Source organism: Paenibacillus amylolyticus (assembly GCF_047302515.1).
GTDB lineage: Bacteria > Bacillota > Bacilli > Paenibacillales > Paenibacillaceae > Paenibacillus > Paenibacillus amylolyticus_G.
Genome location: NZ_CP168019.1, coordinates 4,503,317 through 4,523,369, shown reverse-complemented (window position 1 = coordinate 4,523,369; position 20,053 = coordinate 4,503,317). Strand labels below are relative to the sequence as shown.

Annotated in this window: 18 protein-coding genes; 14 read left to right on the top strand and 4 right to left on the bottom strand. The window is 46.9% G+C overall.

What is annotated here, in order from left to right; genetic code table 11:
• Positions 1-279 precede the first annotated feature (279 nt).
• The 3 genes from ACDJ59_RS19820 to ACDJ59_RS19810 form a co-directional block, all read right to left on the bottom strand.
• A complete protein-coding gene (locus tag ACDJ59_RS19820) occupies positions 280-2,079 on the bottom strand; it encodes a 5'-nucleotidase C-terminal domain-containing protein (protein WP_413405130.1) in 1,800 nt (599 codons plus the stop codon).
• Positions 2,080-2,251: 172 nt separating this feature from the next.
• A complete protein-coding gene (locus tag ACDJ59_RS19815; RefSeq protein ID WP_413405128.1) occupies positions 2,252-2,668 on the bottom strand; it encodes an ImmA/IrrE family metallo-endopeptidase in 417 nt (138 codons plus the stop codon).
• A 42-nt stretch (positions 2,669-2,710) separates the two neighbouring features.
• Positions 2,711-3,154 carry a helix-turn-helix domain-containing protein gene (locus ACDJ59_RS19810; RefSeq protein WP_413409862.1) on the bottom strand — a complete coding sequence of 148 codons (444 nt, stop codon included), beginning with the start codon at positions 3,152-3,154 and terminating at the stop codon, positions 2,711-2,713.
• 832 nt (positions 3,155-3,986) lie between these two features.
• Here ACDJ59_RS19810 and ACDJ59_RS19805 point away from each other — a divergent pair.
• The 8 genes from ACDJ59_RS19805 (at position 3,987) to ACDJ59_RS19770 (ending at position 13,113) form a co-directional block, all read left to right on the top strand.
• Entirely contained in the window at positions 3,987-4,469 is a 483-nt protein-coding gene (locus ACDJ59_RS19805; RefSeq protein WP_017690187.1) for an ArpU family phage packaging/lysis transcriptional regulator, read from the top strand.
• Positions 4,470-4,732: 263 nt separating this feature from the next.
• A complete protein-coding gene (locus ACDJ59_RS19800; protein ID WP_413405126.1) occupies positions 4,733-6,400 on the top strand; it encodes a GAF domain-containing sensor histidine kinase in 1,668 nt (555 codons plus the stop codon).
• A gap of 18 nt (positions 6,401-6,418) precedes the next feature.
• Complete coding sequence (locus ACDJ59_RS19795; RefSeq protein WP_413405124.1) at positions 6,419-7,153, top strand: response regulator; 735 nt, start codon at positions 6,419-6,421, stop codon at positions 7,151-7,153.
• Positions 7,154-7,340: 187 nt separating this feature from the next.
• A complete protein-coding gene (locus tag ACDJ59_RS19790; RefSeq protein WP_215080022.1) occupies positions 7,341-7,916 on the top strand; it encodes an NADPH-dependent FMN reductase in 576 nt (191 codons plus the stop codon).
• A gap of 45 nt (positions 7,917-7,961) precedes the next feature.
• Positions 7,962-8,420 (top strand): VOC family protein, encoded by a 459-nt coding sequence (locus ACDJ59_RS19785; protein ID WP_413405122.1) that lies wholly within the window; start codon positions 7,962-7,964, stop codon positions 8,418-8,420.
• A complete protein-coding gene (locus ACDJ59_RS19780) occupies positions 8,417-9,052 on the top strand; it encodes a VOC family protein (RefSeq protein WP_413405120.1) in 636 nt (211 codons plus the stop codon). The genes ACDJ59_RS19785 and ACDJ59_RS19780 overlap by 4 nt, the downstream gene beginning before the upstream one ends.
• Positions 9,053-9,344: 292 nt before the next feature.
• On the top strand, positions 9,345-10,304 hold the full coding sequence (locus ACDJ59_RS19775) for a hypothetical protein (protein ID WP_413409861.1): 960 nt from the start codon (positions 9,345-9,347) through the stop codon (positions 10,302-10,304).
• 958 nt (positions 10,305-11,262) lie between these two features.
• A complete protein-coding gene (locus ACDJ59_RS19770; RefSeq protein WP_413405118.1) occupies positions 11,263-13,113 on the top strand; it encodes a DUF4127 family protein in 1,851 nt (616 codons plus the stop codon).
• A 4-nt stretch (positions 13,114-13,117) separates the two neighbouring features.
• Here the strand turns inward: ACDJ59_RS19770 and ACDJ59_RS19765 are convergent, their stop codons facing one another.
• Positions 13,118-13,462 (bottom strand): DUF3139 domain-containing protein, encoded by a 345-nt coding sequence (locus ACDJ59_RS19765; protein WP_413405116.1) that lies wholly within the window; start codon positions 13,460-13,462, stop codon positions 13,118-13,120.
• 432 nt (positions 13,463-13,894) lie between these two features.
• On the opposite strand from ACDJ59_RS19765, the gene ACDJ59_RS19760 reads away from it, so the two are divergent.
• The 6 genes from ACDJ59_RS19760 (at position 13,895) to ACDJ59_RS19735 (ending at position 20,004) form a co-directional block, all read left to right on the top strand.
• The gene (locus ACDJ59_RS19760; protein ID WP_413405114.1) at positions 13,895-14,818 is read left to right on the top strand and encodes a hypothetical protein; all 924 of its coding nucleotides are present in this window, start codon (positions 13,895-13,897) and stop codon (positions 14,816-14,818) included.
• Positions 14,819-15,219: 401 nt separating this feature from the next.
• Complete coding sequence (locus ACDJ59_RS19755) at positions 15,220-15,420, top strand: hypothetical protein (protein WP_264931714.1); 201 nt, start codon at positions 15,220-15,222, stop codon at positions 15,418-15,420.
• Positions 15,420-16,883: a phage tail sheath subtilisin-like domain-containing protein gene (locus ACDJ59_RS19750; protein ID WP_413405111.1), complete on the top strand. Its 1,464-nt coding sequence runs from the start codon at positions 15,420-15,422 to the stop codon at positions 16,881-16,883. Before ACDJ59_RS19755 ends, ACDJ59_RS19750 begins: the two co-directional genes overlap by 1 nt.
• A gap of 248 nt (positions 16,884-17,131) precedes the next feature.
• Complete coding sequence (locus ACDJ59_RS19745; RefSeq protein WP_036611426.1) at positions 17,132-17,539, top strand: phage tail tube protein; 408 nt, start codon at positions 17,132-17,134, stop codon at positions 17,537-17,539.
• 174 nt (positions 17,540-17,713) lie between these two features.
• On the top strand, positions 17,714-18,148 hold the full coding sequence (locus tag ACDJ59_RS19740; protein WP_017690174.1) for a phage tail assembly chaperone: 435 nt from the start codon (positions 17,714-17,716) through the stop codon (positions 18,146-18,148).
• A 182-nt stretch (positions 18,149-18,330) separates the two neighbouring features.
• Entirely contained in the window at positions 18,331-20,004 is a 1,674-nt protein-coding gene (locus ACDJ59_RS19735; RefSeq protein ID WP_413405108.1) for a hypothetical protein, read from the top strand.
• Positions 20,005-20,053: the final 49 nt, after the last annotated feature.

Here is a 20,053-nt window from a genome sequence, read left to right as displayed (position 1 = left end):
ATATAGTTCGGTGTGGAAGGTACATGATGAAGTTGGTCCGTAAAGGCCTGGCTGGGGTTTATTTTTGCCTCAGATGATTGTCAGGATCAGCAGGATATGTCCACAGGAAATGTTCAAGTATCTGATGTGGATTGATGTTAAAGAACGGAGATACAAAAGGGTGTCCCCTTAACCAGTAATCTGGCTTTGGGAACACCCTTTTGGTTATGACAAGATAGATTCGTTATGTTGTTGCGCCTTATAAGCGATCATGACTATATGCACTTTGCTTTGCTGAGCTTAAGAAGCTGCAGGCAATTTCAATTGTTGACCTGGATAAATCCAGTGTGGATTTTTGATATTGTTCAGCTTTTGCAATGCCTGCCAAGTAGTGCCGTATTGTTTGGAGATAGAGTACAGGGAATCTCCGGATTTCACAACATGCAGTTTGGCTGGAGCTGGTTTGCTTGGTGTTGGTTTAGACGGTTTTTCCGGTTTTGGTGTTTCTGGTTTTGGCTTGGTTGGAGCTGGTGTTTCTGTTGCCGGAGTTTCCGGCTCTACTGCAGGTTTTACCGCTTCACTGATCCGACCATCTGTTTTGATGTCTACAGCGCCAAGCTTCTGCATGTAATTGATCAACGCTTCGTCCAGCGCGCCATACATACCCGTAGTTGGATATTTCGCAAACATGGTGTATTCGTCACCACCAACAGCTGTGAAATCATTCGTTGCCAGTGTATACGTTGCTTCCGGATCAAGGGCTTTATCGCCAACAGTTACGGAATGTACGAGGCTACCTTCTGCAGCGGAAGTGTCGATTTTGAACTTGATACCAGATACTTGCGGGAATCCACCGCTTGGTTCAGGGTAGGAAGCTACACCGACTTCAAGGGCTGCCAGAATATCGGACCCTTTCACTTCAAGGGTTACTACTTGGTTACCAAAAGGAAGCACTGTGATGATATCACCTTTGGTTACGATCCCTTTTTCGATGGAAGCACGGATACCACCACCGTTAGTCAGTGCAATATCGGCTTTGCTGACATCACGAATGGCATCTGCAAGCAGGTCACCCAGGTTAGTTTCACCTGCACGTACCTGTTCACGTTTACCATCCAGCAGAATAGCTGTATTGGCTACTTCTTCTTTCAAAATAGGTTCTTGTTCTTTTTGAATGGAGTTCACGAGAGTCGCGACTTTCTCATTTGGTTTGATGTCTTTTGCTTCCGTTTCATCAATTAATGTTGCTTGTTTCTTTGTTACTTTACCACCATCTACCCATAGATCGATGACACCTACATAGTTGGTGTATTCTCCTGCGCTTGCAATCAATGTTCCGTTATCGGATACAAGGCCATCTTGCAGTACAGTGTGGCTGTGACCATCGATGAATACGTCGATGCCAGGAACTTCTTTAACAACTTTAAAGCTAGTATCCGTGCTGGACGCGTCTTGTCCAAGGTGTCCCAATACCACAACAACATCTACTTTGCTGCGGATTTCGTTTACCAGAACTTTGGCTTCTGCAGATGGATCTGTAATATCAAGACCTTCTACGTTTTTTGGATTCGTTTTGTACAACGTTTCCGGTGTAGTCAAAGCGATGATACCAATTTTAACGCCATCCACCTCTTTAATGAGGTAAGGATCGAAGAGACGTGTTCCGTCTTTTTTCTTCACGTTGGCACTCAGCATGGGGAAGTTCATCATGTCTGCCAGTTCGATCAGGCGATCTGAACCGTAGTTGAATTCGTGGTTACCCGGTACGATGGCTTGGTATCCCATTTCATTCATGACTTTCACGATGCTCTCACCATTCACAAGAGTGGCAAATGTTGTACCATGCACAGCATCTCCAGCATCAAGCAAGAGTGTGTTCGGGTTTTCGCTACGATATTTGTCAGCGATTCCAGCTACTTTGGCAAAACCCATAGCAGGTGAAGACTCAACTGCACGGGCATGCGTATCATTCGTATGTAGAATGGTAATGTGTTTACCTGTGCCCGGAGTGGTGTCCGTTGCAGCTGCGGCAATACCTACACTGCCAAACAGCAAACAGACCGTTAGCAGAAGTGAAACGTAATTCTTCCAGATTTTCATATGATTCCGAAACCTCCCAAAATAATAATCTACTTGAGCGTTTACACAGCTCAAATAGTATTTTAACAGACTATTATTAGGAAATCTCGCGAATTACGTAAAAATAAGTAACCTGAAAGTGACATGTAAATCTGCTGATGGAAAATATAATCTTCGGAAAGAACGTATGTTCTTAAAGAGTGTAAAAAAAATGCTGCGCTTCACGCGGCAGTCCGGTACGCAAACAAAATTTCTCCAAAGATTCATCCGGTTCAGGCATCACTCCGGAGGTCAGCAATTGAATGGCAAAACGGTTAGCCTGTCTTTCCAGCTTGCCTGGAGCAAAATAGGAATGTTCCTCCAGAAAGAATCGATTAATCCCTTTATGAAGTCGGTCGTGTCCAAGCTCATGGGCGCACACGAACCGTTGCCACTCCGGCGGCAAATCATTGTGTATGACGATAAACCTGCGCCGGAGCTTACAAAAGTACATTCCCTTGGTGGACTTCCCCAAATTGGTGAAACGAATCTGTATTCCAACCGCGCGGGCAATGCTGAACGGGCAGTTGGTCCGGTGTTTTCGAATCAGCTTTGTTACGATGTCATCCATATGATCTCACCTGCTGCCTCATTAAATTCAGTGGGTCGTGCCTCATGGGCGATTGTCCGATTCGTCTGTCTTTTTGCGTTTGTTCATCTGTTTGGCTTCCCAGAACAGACCTGTCAGCACATCCTTGATTCGTTTCTTGTCCTCTTCATCGAGTGGAATGCCGTCAAACATCAGATCATCATCGTCCTCCAGCATCTTTTTGAAATCACGACGGTCTTTGTATGTAGCCCATCCCGGTACGTCCTGAAGTTCAGCAGCACTCCCTGGTTCAATATAACCGGCTTGCTTCATCATCTCTGTATAAGGCACCGAGAGTGCATCTGAAATCTTGCGGATGGTCGCTGGTTTCGGTACACCCCGGACCCCGTTCTCAATACGTGATATCTGTGAGTTGCTTATTCCGGCTGCTTCGGCGAGCTGATTGATGCTGTATCCCTGTTGCTCGCGCAGTTGTTTCATATAAGGACCAAAAGCGTGCTCCACAATTATGCCAACTCCTTCGATTCGTACAAGTGCTTGAGTTATAAAGAAGACAGTTGGATGGGGGAGGTAGGTGTGCGTTCAATGCCCGTTTCGGATTCGGATCGTTCTTTTGATCGCTGTTATCCCCAGATTTCCTATTTCCCTCTCTAAAGGGAGAAATCCGGGGATAAAGGCGAACGCTTCGCTTCTTCAGAATCGATTCCGTCTCCTTCACTGCGTATGCGCGTGATACACACCTAAGTCCCTTCCCTAAAAATCTCGGTAGCTTCTTTATAAAAATCAAATGACTTATACGGAAGTTCATTAATTAAACAGTACTATACCGTATATATACCATTAGGTAAAGAGATATGAAACAATTATGCCAAAAGGCATAGGAAATGAGAGCGAAGGTTTTATTTTATCGTCAAAATGAACCAAAATGAAGGTTTACTCCGATCTCCAGAAAGTGGTATCCTCAAATAGAAATACGAACACTATACGAACAAAATGTAAAGTTGAGGCAGAGCGTGTGTTTTGTAATCACCTTCTGAAAAGTGGAATTCCCCGGATTATAGCGGTTTGGAGTGATTCCAAAAGGCAACAGGGGGAAATTGAAAAAAATGTCGTTACTTTTTTAGGAAACTGGACAACTCTATGAATAAGAGCGTTTTGTCATCGTTTACGATTGCAAAACAATTTCATGTGAACCATTGAATGAGTGATATGAGTTGAGAAATGAAAGTGTTAAAGATGAAGTGGTTGCATGTTTAACAAGGTTGTTCTGTCATCGGAGTGATCATGCGAAACTATTAGAAATTTATTTTATAAAGAATACTAAAGGAGGAAGATAAATATGGAATTGATGCTGCCCGAATTGGACCGACGCAAAACGCAAACAGCTGTTGAAGCTGCGCTGGAAAAATACCGAATCTATAAAACGATTGCATTTGAAGAACGAGAGGTTATGGTGACGGCAAGTTATGCCGAGCGTTTCCACGGTGCAACCAATGTGACGGGGGATTCCACGGCGAGAACGGCAATCTACAATGTGGACGTGCAGCGCGCGCGTCAGGCATACTGCGATACGATTGATTTTGTTGTGTCCCGGCTGAGTGAAAAGGAACGTGTACTCGTCTGTGAACGATATCTGAAAGACGATGATGTGTTTGATTATAAAGTGTATAACCATGTGTTTGATCCACCTGTCAGCAAGGATACGTATACGAAGATTCGTACACGTGCTTTCTACAAAATGGCGTTGGCTCTGTCAGATCGAGGTCTGATTAATATGGAGCCTTTGTCTGTGTCCCGCAAAGAGCGACAGAAGCTGGGCTGAGTGAGCGATTGAAGAAGTTGATCCTTTAATATCCAAGGTGGATTGGTTACAATAGTTGAACAAACCACAGTTGGCATTAGGTCGTGTCTGAAAACTCGCTGAAGTGCATCTTTTACCGCCTTTTCGCCCCCTGCTGCGTCACTTTTCCTTGACGTGCCCCGGCACGCCCTGCGAAAAATTTCCTTGCTTGGAACGAAAATTCGGCAAAATCTGCCTCCTTCGGAGTTTCCAGACTCGCCCTACCCAAAGGAGAGAAGTCTGCCATGTCGGAAGAAGTCGGAATGCAGGAAATGGTCACGTTGAAGACAATCGCGGAAACGCTCAATACGTCCAATGATCTGAACTTAATGCTGGATACCGTGGTCGGCAAATTACTGGAGTTGACCGGATTAACGGCAGGCTGGATGTTTCTGATTAATGAACGTGGAGACTATACCTGTGTTTCGGATTACAATCTGCCACCGGCATTACTGCGTGAAGATAAAGAGCCCATGCGAACGGGTACCTGCTGGTGTGTGAACCGCTTCAAGGACGGTCAGCTCAATCATGCGGTCAACATCATTAACTGTAAACGGCTGGAGGATGCGGTGGAATTCCGATGGGGAGATACTCATGATATTACCCACCATGCAACCGTTCCGTTAAGGTCAGGTGAGAAGATGCTCGGCCTGCTCAACGTGGCTGCGCCAGCCAAGGAACATTTCAGCGACAGTGAACTGGCACTTTTACAGGGCGTGGCGTACCAGATTGGTAGTGCGGTAGAACGGATGAGATTGTATCGTGCGGAGCAGCGACGAGCTGATCTGTATGCCAAGCTGGGAGAGTTCAGCACGGCTTTGGGTCTTGCAGTGAACGAGTGCAGCAATTCGGATGCTTTTTGTTTAAAAGTTGTACAGCTGCTTGGGCAGCATTATGATTGGCCTTTTGCTACAATCATTCAGCAGAAAAGCGGAATGTTCGTTTTGCAGGCAGCCTATGCAAATGATACGGTTCGAACGTTATCAAGTACTCCGTTATCTTCCGAAGTGACGAGCCACATAAACCATGTAATCAATAGTCATCGTGTAACATCTCTGTCTGGGACAGAGATCGCTGAGATATTTACCCTGTGCAAGCCTGACCAGACTACGAATTCCATTGCCTCGGGAATTGCTGCTCCACTTCCGTACCATACGCCAGGGGAAACGGGAATTCTGGTGATCGGAATAGGAACATCAGGTCCTGCGCAGGCAGACCGTGAAGTGCTGGAGGCATTGGCCGAACATATTGCGGCCTCATGGGAGAGTCTGAAGCTGGCGGAGAATCGCCGCGAACTTGCACGAATGGAAGAGAGAAACCGGTTGGCTCGCGATCTGCATGATTCGGTTAATCAGATTTTATTTTCACTATCGTTAACTGCTAAAGGCGCGGAAAGTATGTTATCCGGCTCCGAGCAGTTGCACCCAGCAGCGGAAGCGATGAAGGATATTCGGGCTTTGTCTCAGGAGGCTCTCAAGGAAATGCGCGCATTGATTATGCAGCTCCGTCCCGCGGGACTGGAAGCAGGGCTGCTCCATGCGCTACAGGAATATGGCACCAGCCAGGGTCTTCAAGTGGTGATGAATCGGACGGGAATGCGGTCTTTACCACGTAAAATAGAAGAAGCATTGTGGCGAATCGGACAGGAAGCGCTGAATAATGTACGGAAACACGCGGATGTTCCTTCTGCTGAGGTCACCCTCAAGTTAAGTAATCATGAAGTGGTGTTCACCGTCACAGATCAGGGAAAAGGTGGTGCGAACAGGCCAAAAGCGTCGTCTGGAAGCTCCCTTGGCCTGTCCATTATGAAGGAACGGGCTCAATCGCTCGGAGGCAGCTTAGAAATAGTGAGTTCTTCCCGCAAGGGAACGACAGTAACGGCAGTCATTCCACTTCCGTTCGAATCTGTATAAAGTCAGGGGGAAGAAGAGATGCCGATTACGATTTTGCTCGCAGATGATCATGCGATGGTGAGACGGGGGCTGCACGTTTTTTTGACGACACAGCAAGACATGAAGGTTGTGGGCGAAGCATCGAACGGACAGGAAGCACTGGCTCAGGCGGAAGCGTTAAAACCTGACGTGGTACTAATGGATCTGCATATGCCGGTCATGGACGGAATTGAAACAGCAAGACGGCTGCGCACGTTATTGCCAGCAACGCGAATCATTGTGCTCACATCGTTTTCCGATCAGGATCATGTCGTTCCTGCTGTGCGTGCAGGAGTTAAAGGATATCTGCTCAAGGATATTGAACCGGAGGATCTGGCTGTAGCCATTCGCAATGTGTATGCAGGTCAGGTAGAATTGCATCCCGCCGCAGCAGGTCAATTGATGCATGTGATGGCTTCATCCGATTGGTCTATAAATGAACACCAACCACAGCATATACAGACAGATCGGTCAACAGACAGTCAATTCCAAGAGCTTAAGCAGACGAAGAAATCCACTGAAGCATCCCTAGGTGGTCTGGATATGCTCACTCGCCGTGAACAAGAGGTTTTGGGGCTGATTGCTCAAGGATTGAGCAACAAGGAAATTGCAGTTCAATTGGTCATCACCGAAAAAACGGTCAAAACACATGTCAGTCATCTGCTCGACAAACTGGGACTGGCGGATCGGACACAAGCGGCTCTTCATGCCGTAAGAAATGGCTGGGTCATCTGACCAATTCCGACATATGTTCATACTTAAGTCGTATAAACTCAACCTAAAGGTTGAGTTTTTTGGTATTTCAAGTTAAGTCTATCTGCTGACGATTTGGATGCAAAAGAAAGGTAAGATAAGAGTAGAAATAACAGATCGGTTGAAACATGAGAGTTTAAATTATTTGAAAACCAAGGAGAGTGACTTTATGAATATCGTTATTTTGGCAGGCAGTAATCGGAACAATGCAACCAGTACACGTCTGGGAGAGTATGCTGTGGAGATTATTCGAGGTCAGGGACATCAGGCCAGCCTGTTTGATCTGTATCAGACACCACTTCCATTCTATGCACCAGATGAAAAACAAGCGGATCATGAACATCTGGCAGACCTGAATACACGTATGCTCGCGGCTGATGCGATCATCCTGTCTACACCAGAGTATCATGGCAGTATAAGTGGTGTGCTCAAAAATGCGCTGGATCACCTGAGTCAGGCTCATTTCAGCGGCAAGCCCGTCCTGTCCATCAGCTCCTCTGGCGGAGCGGTGGGAGTAAGTTCGCTTTTACAACTGCAAGCGATTGTTCGCAATCTGCATGGTATCAATGCCCAAGAGTGGATATCCATTGGGGGTGCGCAGCGCAGACGATTCGAAGCGACATTTGACGGATATGAGGAGTACGAAGGCAGTCAGGATATAGAGGACCGGGTGCAGCGGGTCATTGGATCGTTTTTAAATCTGGCCCAGACGTTAACGAATGCGCGGAATTCATCCATGAGTTGAGAACCAAGGAAGATAAAATGGGAAAAGGAAAAGAGGTTGAGCATTATGATTAAAGGCATATTTGAAACACATCTAAACGTGACGGATCTGGAGAGATCCCATCATTTCTATGAAACGGTCCTGGGTTTACCCCATGCCTATGGGCAGAAAGAACGCGGGAACTCCTTCTACTGGATTGGTGGAAAAGGCAATGCCATGCTGGGATTGTGGCAAAAGGAACCTTCCGAGGTGCAGCGTCAGCACTTTGCTTTTCATGTATCTCTGGAGGATATGAAACATGCCGTGGCTCACTTGGAGAACAAAGGGATCAAGACACAGAACTTCCTGAATGATGATATCGGTGAACTGTACGTCTTCGGCTGGATGCCTGCGGTATCTGTATATTTTAACGATCCGGATGGTCATTTGCTTGAATTGATCGCCATGCTCCCGGATGAAGCGAAGCCTGAACTCGGCATGGTGCCGTGGAGTCAGTGGGAGGAGATGCAGGAGAAGACCGTATGATGATTGAAGAATTACAGTTATATACAACACGGCTGGAGGACCTCAAGCATTTTTATCGTGATACGTTGGGAATGGAGGTGTCCAATGCGACAGATCAGGCCTTCAACCTAGAGGTTGGAGGGACAAAGATGATTTTCAAACCGTGTGAAACAGGTCGTGAGCCCTTTTATCATGTGGCCTGGTCGATTCCAACGAATCGGTTCAAGCAAGCGAAGCAGTGGGCTGCATCACGTGTTGTTTTAAGCAGAGAAGGAGATCGGGATGAGACGTACTCTACTAACTGGAACTCTCATTCTCTCTATTTTGAAGATCCGGCAGGCAATATTATTGAGCTGATTGCTCATCATCGTATTCAGAACGAGAGTGACCATGACTTCTCGACTCAAGATATATTACAGGTGTGTGAGATTGGCCTAGTGACGGATGATGTTCTGTCTGTGGTGAATGAGCTTCAACAGATTGGACTCACTCGCTGGGGTGAGGTTAGTGAAACTTTTGCTCCTGTAGGAGATGTACATGGACTATTTATTGTGGTGAAGAAGGATCGGACGTGGTTTTTCTCTACGCAAAAAGCAGAGATCTATCCGCTGGAAGTATCCATCCATGGCGTGGGCAAGCTTCGAATTGGCTAAAGTTTGTATTCCGGGGCAAAACGGGCATATGTGGAGCATTTCCATCATGTTATAGAAGTAAACGCTTTATTTATTAATTAGGATATATAAGTTGAACTAAATTACACAATAACGGAGAGGACAGAAAAAACCTGAAAAAGCGAAGCTGAAAGCTTTCTGAAAGAAAGCTACTTCGTAAGCATAATCTCACATTTATCACCGGATTTTCCCTTAGGAAAGGGGATCGAAAAAAAATCTGGGGATAACAGTGATTGGAAGGTTGTTCTGTCAGGCTTACAGATGATGAAGGGTGGTGGCAAGCTTGGATCGACGTTTGTTGGAAGAAGGACTAGCGATTATCGTTTCCAGTCGGGAACGTACAGGAGATCTGTGGCACGCCCATTATGGGGCGGGTGCGATTGCGGCATATTTTTGGTTGCGGGAAAATCGTCTCACTGCCCTCGCCGCCGGCAGTGTTACCGCCGAAGCAAAAGCCATGCTTCGCCAGCATGGAATCAGCCCTGGTCAGACTTCTCCGATTGGTGAGATGATGCCCAGGGAAAATGCCGAAGCGTGTATTACGGACGCATTGGATCGAACGATTGGAGAACTGCACTGGGTTGGACACCAGGCCATCTACGGGGCAATCAGTCTGAAAGCCATTCGTGAACTGGATGGATGGGGCACTACGGAGGATATTGGTCGGCTGGTTGAACTGATCGATTCATTCGATCGAACCATCCCGGGAAGATCCTGGATGAACACAACGATGAAAGAAATTCGCAGTCTTAAGCTTGAAAAAAGCGATGGTTTCCCCGAGATTGAGGATCCAGTTCAGTTGTCACGTTTGATTCTGGATGAACTTGGGGCTTTCCAGACTATCTATCACGCGGAGGCGCATCATGACCTGATTGGTCATATGCTCACCTACGGACATGCGCTTAACATATTATATGAACTGGGTTATCCGGCATTATTCCACAAAGGCATTCCGCCTTTCCTTACCATGGTGAAGGCATTACGCTTAAGCCGAGATGTGGATATTGAACAGGAGATGCCGACATTGCAATCACCCGTAGACCTGCTGCCACTAGAACGGGCGGAACGATCAGTGGCGCTCCCTCATGAACTGGAATACTGGCTCACCGATAGACGCTCTCGTGACTGGTACGGAGGTCATGTATTTAAATTTCCGTTCAGCTTCTATCATCATGCCAAGAACGGGGAGCCCGTACCGGAAACGTGGGAGAACTTTCGTTATATCATCGCGTGAGATGTAGCCAACAATATGGAACAAACGATATAAAACGAAGGATATGGAACCAACGATATAGAATCAAAATGAAGAGCACTTGCCAAAGCTGGCAGGTGCTTTTTGGTGTCCTAGCGTTAATATTCCAAGCTACTGGAGCAAAGCCTAGAGGCGTGAGAGCTAACGAATCGGAGGCGTCTTATTCTAGGATTTGAAGCGTCTACAGAAATCTGAGGAACCTGATACACGCTATATTAGAATAAACAGCTGTTTTCGGCGGTTTTGTCAGGGCATTTAGGAAATAACGTGTCTGATGTTCCTTATCATTTAAAAAGAGGACCTGAATGCCAAATAAGACGTCCTGTGTTCTTTAGAAAATCATCTATCCATTCGCCGGAATTAGCGGGCTGGGACTTCAAGCTTTTTGGACACTGCCACCCATCATTCTAAAATCCATCATCGTATAGCTCGCTTGAATTGAAATGCACACATTAGTTTTATCCAGATTAAAACCGACAATTGTCCGCCCCGGACACGACTACATTCAGGCGTAATTCATCCCGATTACCATCAGCACGAGTGGGGAAAGGCGGTAAAATGGTATTATCGGATCAGCAGCAAGGAAGACACACCGACAGCTCATACGCTAACGTACAGCCGGCCAGGGTGCCGGTTTTTTAATTCGGTGATTGCATCCTTGCCCTGATCGGGTATTAAAGACTAGATATATAAGTTGAACTAACGATTTACACGAGAACGAAGAGGACAGAAATAACCTGAAGAAGCGGAGCTAAAAGCTTTCTGCAAGAAAGCTACTTCGTAAGCATACACTGCGCCTTTATCCACGGATTTCTACCTTTATATAAGTGGATCAAGAAAATCCGGGGATAACAGCGATCGGAAGGTTGTTCTGTCATCGAAGTGGCAAGTGTAAATATTCTGTAGTTCAACTTATATAGATAACAGGAGGCTACGTGATATGAAAACAGTATTGTATGTTCCACTGGATGATCGTCCAGCGAATCTGGATGATGTGATTGTGCAAGGGAAAGCAGCCGGTATCCATATCGTTACACCGAACCTGAGTGATATTAAGAATCGTCTGGACTCGGAGAAAACCGTAGATGGCACAACGCTGCTCGGCACCTCCACGCCGGTTTATGGCAAACCGTCCAAGATTCACGACTTTATTCTGAAACATGCTGCCAAGGTCGACGGATTCATTATCTCATCCGATATGCTCGCTTATGGCGGTCTGATTGGCAGTCGTCAACTCCGTGAAGATGGAGGAGGCGCCTATCCAGAATACGATGATGAGACTACGCGTTTGTTGGATGTGATTCGCGTGATCAAGCAGAAATATCCACGCAAACCCGTATTTGTAATGGACACCATCATGCGTTTGGCTACAACCTCGTTTGCAGATGGCTTGGCGCTTGATGCATATAATGAGTCCCGTGCATTGATGCAGCAGCCACGTCAGACATACACTGAGTTTGAGGATATTATCGAAGGTTATAACCTGTCCCCGGATGGAGTGGAATATGGGACAACGACCTATTTTGATAAAGAACAGTATTACAATACAAGACAGCATAAATTCAAAACAAATCTGTACATTCTGGATCAGCTGGCTCGCACAGGTTATATCGATTTCCTTGCAGTTGGAGTCGACGATGCTAACACGCAGGGTGTTCAGATCAATGAAATCAAATATGTAGAAGCGCGGATCAATGAATGGCTGGGTGGAACCAATGGACAAAATCCGGATCGTGCTATCGTCTTGCCGGATGCGGATGGTCTGGGGCACGCTTTGGTTGCTCGCATGGCTAACCAGTTGTTCCGAGGCGGGGCGAGGACACGTTACGCAGTGAAATATTTTGGTCCTCACGGAAACTCCATCATTAACACGTATGAATACATGGATGTACACGAGAATGTGGTTCGTCATGTGGATATTGTAGGTGGTGTGCTTGTAGCGGATTCGGCATATCCTGAACCGGAGGTGGTGACGGATGCGGGTGCTGGCTTGGAAAATGAACAGCTAGTGGCTGTAGCAGCCGATCAAGTTGTCCCGTTTGACATGACCTCCGAACTGGATCGTATGACCAAGGGTCATCCGGGAAATTCTGGAGAGAACACAAGCATCGACATTGAGATTATTGCCATTACGGCTCTGGATCAGGTGCAGGCTGCGTTGGAGCGATTGACGCTGAATAGTGAGCAAGGTCTGCCTTCGGTATTGATTGATTTTGTGGGTAAAGGACCAGCCAATGTTGATGTTGCCGAAGCATTGCTCAACAGTCCATATACCGGACGGGTTCTGGGTTATAGTGCATGGAATACACCAGGTAACAAGATCGGTATTGCTGTAGGTATGGGGCAGTCGAGGTACGCATTGATCACAACAGAGAAGCATGAGCATAAGTTGCGAGATGCTATGAATGCGCATGGCTCGCTGTTGTTTAAGCGTTTCCTGAAGGATTATTACTACAAAGCGGTAGCGATTGCGGACATCCGCACGTATTCCCGAGCACATGCGTTGTATACCAACGTGGCTACACTTTCGGATCAAAATATGTTGCTGTTCAACTCAGAGGAAGACTATGTTCATTTGCAAACATTGCTCCGTGATTTGATGCAAACTTACACAACGGCACTTGCGAATAAAACAGCCTTCCAGACAGGCAATGTGGCGATTAAGCAGATCTGTGATGAGGAATTGTCCTATGCGACGTATAGCAATGCGCTGCTGGAATATGGGAATCCCGATTTCATCTGGGGCCGTGCATTTGAGATTACGTTGAACCCGCAGGTTACGCTGAACTAAACTGTTATCTCACCATGGGCTCCTCATGTTTGGGATCATCACTGGTATGACTGTACTGCTTAATCTTGCCGTTGTTAAAAATGATATATTGGTACTTCGCTTCGAGTTCATCCGCGAATGTTACTGAGGCACCGTAAGGTGCTTCAGAACTTTTTGAGGAGTAAGTACCTTGTACTTTGATAAGCTGTTCGGGTGAGTAACCTTTCTGTTCAATCAGGTAAGTGGTTACCTGTTGTTCAGCATCATTTTTCTTGAGCGGATTACCAAGCAGTGCGAAGTAAGCCCAGCAGGATATCCCGAGTATAAATGCTAAGATGACAAGTGAAGTGATCTTGAATGTTTTACTCATAGGTATTTCTCCTTCTTTTACGTAAGAGACAATGAATTTGATAATAAAATATTAATATATTTGGATAAATTTATCAATTATTTGATCTTAAAGCTTACTTAGGTATTCTTTAAAATGATGATTCCAGAATCGTCTTTTTTCCACCCGAACGTCTCCCTTAATCGAACCGAAGTCGTACGGAACACCATCCGCGCTAGGAATGAAAGGGTGTAAGATTGTATTATCGGATCAATAACAAGGGACGCACCGAAAGCACATACGCTAATGTACAGACCGGCCAGGTGGCCGGTCTTTTTGATGCGGTGAATTAGTCCCGGTACTGGTTCGGTCGGAATACGACTCTGAGTTAAAAGGGGGAGTCTACTGCTGCTGCATTGTCGCTGCACGGTGTGGGCAGATCTCAAACTTGCAGCCAAAGGGGGCGAAATGAATGTGTCTATGAGAAATGAGATTAGCACTGCCATGAGCACCAGTAAAATGAGTAAGTTCATTAAAAAAACGCTGAAACAGAAGCTTGCGGTACTTGTTCCAGATTGGAACGATCGTGTGCTAGATGTACCTGCGTCAGGAGAAGTGTTGGCCGGGCCTTGTGCCGTGGTTGCGTTTGCCGAAGAAGTGCCGAAGTCTGCCTGGGCGGGATACCGACGGATCATCAAAATCTCCCCATACGCTCGTCCGGAAGATGGTGGCGCTGAACAGGTGGAAGCTTGGTCAGCCCTTCTAATCGAAGGGTTGCACCAGGTAAGACTGGTGGATGAAGCAGGTGAGGCCTTCACTTGCATCTATTTGGGTTCTTCAGATAGTGACCGGGTGGATGCAGGGTCTGGAATGTTTACGCGCAGTCTGCGGTTCGGAGTGTATATTCCCGAAGACTCGGGAGTTGTCCTCGCTGAAACAGGGGACGCGTGGTTAGCTGCGCTTCAAGACTGGACACAGTCGGAACTTGGTTCGAACTGGTCGGTATATGGTGATGTCTGGCCTGGAGGATATGAGATGCCGTCTGTGTTATGGCGATTGGCCGGATGCAGCACGTCTGTGGCGGGCACTTCGGCATTGGAGGTTCGACAACAGTGGATTGGGCATGTGCTCACCGATCATTCGATGTTAACACACCAGACCGTTACTCGGTTGGTCCGGCAACTTGCAGTGCAATCTCGTCTTGCCATCACTGAAACGGGTGGCGAAGAGCACCAAGGTAACACGCGATATATCACAGTGGATGAAGTCACGGCAGATTTACAGACGGATGCGTATTTGAATGGTCAGATTCGCCTGACGTTGCAACAGCGGATTCGTCGTCCGGGTACGAATGTACCTTTCATTCGTGAGATTCACCATAGCAAAGGTATGGAGTAAACGTTAGTCGAGAGGAACCTTCTATTAGAGGTTGTTCAAAAAGCCCGCTTTTGATTACAAAGGATGCCTAACGGCATCATCAGCATCGAATATGGAATTCAGAGAAATAAGCATAAGCTTACGAAGTATGTTTCCTTTGGAAACATTGTAGTTGCTCACGTAGTTTTCCCTACGCTCTGCTACTCCATTTCTAACTTCATCCCATCTTCTCGGTACTGAAAACCGATCTTTTTGAACATGCACTTTTAAGAGTGGTTCCAGATTATAGCTTTGAGATGATTGATATAGCTTCAACATTATAGCTTCAAATTCATAGGTTCATAGGATCAAAAATTCATAGATCAAGCTTAAAGATCATCGTTTCACGAAATTAGTAGTCCAACAAATGAGGTGAGATGGCAATGGCAAGCTCAGTGAAAAAAAGTAAACAGACAGCCCCGCGGTATACACGGGCAGAATTGATGAATCATGCAGAAGCCCTCTTTGCCGTTAAGGCAGAGGTGCTGTACGGTGCGCTGTACGAAGCGGCGCAAGAGACGTTTTCCATTGAAGAAACGCAGGAACGAATTAACCAATTTATGAAAGTGAAGGTGAAGGGATAATGGCAGGCGGAAATTGGGAGCAAACGAATCGTCCGGTCCTTCCGGGCTTATATATGAATTTTCAGGCGGCAGCATCTTCGGCCATTCAAGCGGGTACGCGGGGAACCGTCGTTGTGCCAGTCAAGGCCAACTGGGGTCCTGTGGGGACTTTTGTTGAAGTAGGGAGCGAAGCGGCGATTGAACGTATTTATGCGTCGAATGTGCTGGACAACGGTACGGTTTATACGTCCTTGAAGCTCGCCCTGTTGGGTGGGCCGAAGAAGTTGCTCGCTTATCGGGTAGCAAGTGCCGCGGCCAAAGTAGCCACGCTTACCTTGAAGGACAGCAGTGATGCCAATGTGCTGCAACTGGATGCGAAGTATCCGGGGGATCGTGCAAATGGATTCTACGTCACCATCCAGCCAGGTGTGATTGATAATACGAAGCATGAAGTGCGTCTCTTCGAAGGTAATCGGATGTTGTATGCGCTCCTGACAGCGGATATTACGGCAGCTTCTCTGGCAAAAGAGATTAACGCAGATGAACAAAATGTCTGGGTAACGGCTCAGGCGATTGGCGATGGTACTGGCGTTGTTGCTACCGTTGCGGGTGCGGCATTCAAAGGTGGCGTAAGTGGCAACGATGACCTGACCAATGCAGAATACATTGCTGTACAAGGTGCGCTGGAAGGAGAGCAATTCGACGTCTTGGCTTTGGATCAGGCGGCTGATGCACCCCTGCTTGCGAGTTTTGCGGCATGGGTGAAACGTGTGCGTAGTGAAGGTAAACCGGTGGTAGCGGTATTTGGCGGTTCCGCAGCGGACGATACCTCTGCTACAGCAGCACAAAAAGCGGCAGCACGTTCGCTTACGCTCAATCATGAAGGTGTGATTAATGTTGGTACAGGCGTTCGCCTTGGAGATGCATTCTACAGCTCGGCGGAAACATCCGCCTATGTTGCGGGACTGATCGCCGGACAACGTCTGAACCAATCCACAACCTATGCAGCTACTCCGTTCGATGATGTGACACGTCGCTGGACGCGTGCAGAACAGGAGCAGGCAGTACAGAATGGCGTATTTATTTTCTTCCATGATGGACGTCAGGTGAAAGCACTTCGCGGTGTAAACACACTGGTAACTCCGGCCGCTGGACAGAATAATGCTTGGAAAAAAATCCGTTCCATTCGTGTGTTGGACGCGATCAACACGGATTTGCAGCGCTCCGCGGAAGATACGTATATCGGTAAAGTGAACAATACTGAAGAGGGTCGTCAGGCACTGATTAGTGCCATGAAGGCCTATTTGGCGTTGCTCGCACAGAGTAATGTGATTGAAGCTGACGGTTATGATGTCATTCTCGACCCGGCTTATTACGGTGCTGCACCAGTTCTCAAACCGGAAGCAGATCAAGTATTCCTGCAATGGAATGTGAAGCTGACGGATGTGATGGAGCAGTTGTTTGGTACATTTTACGTGCAATAAGGTTGTGTGAAAGGAAAGAACCGTTTTCTAGAATAATTACTACACGTTGAACTGATGGTTTACACGATAACGGAGAGGGCAGAAAAAATCTGAAGAAGCGAAGCGCTCGCCTTTATCCACCGGATTTTCCCTTTATTATGAAAAGGAATCAAAAAAATCTGGGGATAACAGCGATCGGAAGATTGTTCTGACTGCGGAGTTATACCGTGTAATATTTATTAGTTCAACGAACCCAAGGAGGAAAATATATGTTGGATGCGTCAAGAGTAATTCTCGGTACCCATGGTCAGTTGCATATCGATGGTGTGTGGCAGACGAACATTAACAAGTTGGAAGCGAGTGTGGAGATTGAAAAGCGTGAGCTGAACCTGGTCGGTAACGACTGGAAGGTGCACAAAAACGGCGCGAAAAAAGGAACAGGCACGATGACGGGCTACAAAGTCACTTCCGATATGATCCAGCGCGGCTTCACCAAATTCGAGATCATTTCCAAGCTGAACGACCCAGAATCATATGGACATGAGAGTGTATTGCTGAGAGGTTGCATGGTGGACAAAATCCAGCTTGCCAACTGGACAGCGGGTGAGGAAGTACCGGAGGAAACGGGCTTTACATTTGAAGGATTTGAATTGCTGAATCCAATTGTAGCGAACTAAACTTTGAAATAGGCACGTGATTGAGCTAGTTTGCTCAAGCGTGATTGCATAGTTACTTCATATCATATGGATACCAATGCGGGCCGAGCTGATCTCGGTCTCTTTGTTGTCTCTACAGGCTTGGAAGCTTGCATAGTTAAACCCATTTGTGAAATGAGAAGGAGATTACCCCCGATGAGTATGAATGAAAATATGTCCGAAGAACAGATTTTGGATCAGTTGTTTGAAGCAGCAGAACGTTTGCCAGAGGAGAATGTGCGCATTCAGCGTCTGGATCTGCTGTTGACCTTGCGTGGACTGACGTCCTCCAAAGTGGACCACATTCGCGAACGCTGTACGATTCGTAAAACGACCAAAGGCCGCACCGAGGAAAAGGTGGATACCGAAACATTTAACGCGCTACTCATTTCCGAAGCAACCGTGAAATTAAAAGTCCGCAGCCTGGAATTGTCCGGCTGGGGAGACACCCGCATTACTGGCCGTATGAAGCTGTCTGGTGGCGAACAGGCAGTACGTCGTATGTTGCTGGCTGGTGAACTGGATGCTGTAGGGGATAAAGTGCTGGAGCTGTCCGGCTTTGGTGTGGAGATTGAAGACCTAAAAAACTGATTCACTCCGGCGGGATGACCACGTTCCTGTATCACATGTGGGTCCGTCATCATCTCCGGCCCGGAGAGTTCTGGTCTTTGCCACGCGGGGAGCGCTCGCTGTTAATTGCGTTCTCGGAAGAGGAAATGTCAGCGATAACTTCGCAAATGAATCGATAACGAAAAAGGGCAGGAGGTGAAGAAATGGCAGAAATGATTGTAGGTCTATCCAAATCTAATGCAGAAATGCGGACAACCCTTCGTTATCTGGATCAGATCCAGCGATCCACTGACCGATTAAACCGGGTTCGCTATCAGGGACTGATCAAAGTAAACAATGAGCTGAGAATGACTGGGCGCAGACTGGAAAGTATCTATAGTACCGCTGTACGCTTGAGTCGATTGAGAATCACACCAACGATTGGTCTTAATGATCAAGCTACTCCAGTACTCCATGGTTTGATTGGGAAAATGAAACAGATTCGTTCTAAGCTGTTGCACGCTACAGCCAAAGTACAGTTTAAAGTCAGACATCAAATCTCAGGAGTATCCGTTAATGTAAATTCTCAGCCACTGATGGATGCTTTAAATACGAATACGATATCAATTCTTAAGCTTAGTGCCAAACTGGATTCTCTTAATATTGCAGCAGGAGGAAAAGAGGAGAAACCGAAAACTTTTTTGCAGAAGATGAAAGGTATGTTTGATCGTGGGAAATCAATCTCATCTGGTGTGGGGAAAGTCTTTGATGCAAGAAATAGTGGGAAGAAGCTATGGAAAGAAATCACAACACCTGCCACACCGGGGAATAAATTGAAAAAGGCGTTCAAGGTTACAAAACGTGGGGCAAAGTTTGTGAATGATTTCTCGTCCGCAGGGTCCGATTTGATCGGTGGATTCGATGGATTGTGGGGCGATGTAAAAGGTCTCTTTGGTGGAGGTGGAAGCGGAAGTGGGGCAGGAGGCAGTAGTGGGTCTGGCATCATAAGCAAGCTTGGTGGCAACCTCGTTAAAGGAGCGGGAAAATTGTTCGCACCACTCCGTATGTATAACAATATTAAAGAACTTGCAAGCGCCCCACCTGAGGATCGTGCTCGTGCGGTGGGTTCGGTTGCTGGTAATGCAGTAGGAACAGCTATTGGTACCGTACTTGGCAGTGTAATTCCAATTCCGGTGGTTGGGAACATGCTGGGCGGTTCAATAGGCGGTTGGCTGGGTGAAAAGGCAGGCGGTTGGCTGGGTGACAAGGTAGGTGGATTCCTAAAAAACAACGCGGAAGATATCTCAAAAGTAGCAAAATTTGCTTCTGAGGGAGCGAGTTACGTGGCGGAGAAAACGGCGAATTTGTTCAATGGGGTTGCAGGTTTTTTTGGTTTCGGTTCTAAAAAGGAAGAGCAGACCGCCCCAGCCGCAGCGGTCATAACGTCACCCTCAACACCTGTAGCAACGCAGACACCACCCCCTCCACCGATAGCACCTCAGATGCCGCCTCCATACAGGCCGGCAGTTCTATCGATCACCGGTCCAGAAGCCTACATGAACAATCGATTTGGTTCACCGACGGCTGCGGGTCTTATGGGAACAAGTATGATGCAATCCCAAGCGGTAGCAATGAATAACGCGGGTCAACCCAATGAGAAAGCTTCGCCGCTCACAGTGCGTATTTCCGAAGAACAGATGAGCAGTCTGGCAGGTTACCTTAAGGATTTCAAAACGGAAACGACGAACCAGATTGCTGTGAATATTGCACCGGGTACGGTACAAGTGACCGTTCGGGAGAACGCTATTGATTATGACGCAGTTTCTCATCAGGTGGGGCAACGTATCTCTGATGAGTTCCGCCGCGCGATGCAAAATCGCAAAACAATTATGGCCTAAGCAGAAAGGAGGCTGCAGATATGTCTGTACTTGAAGATAAAGTTGGTCC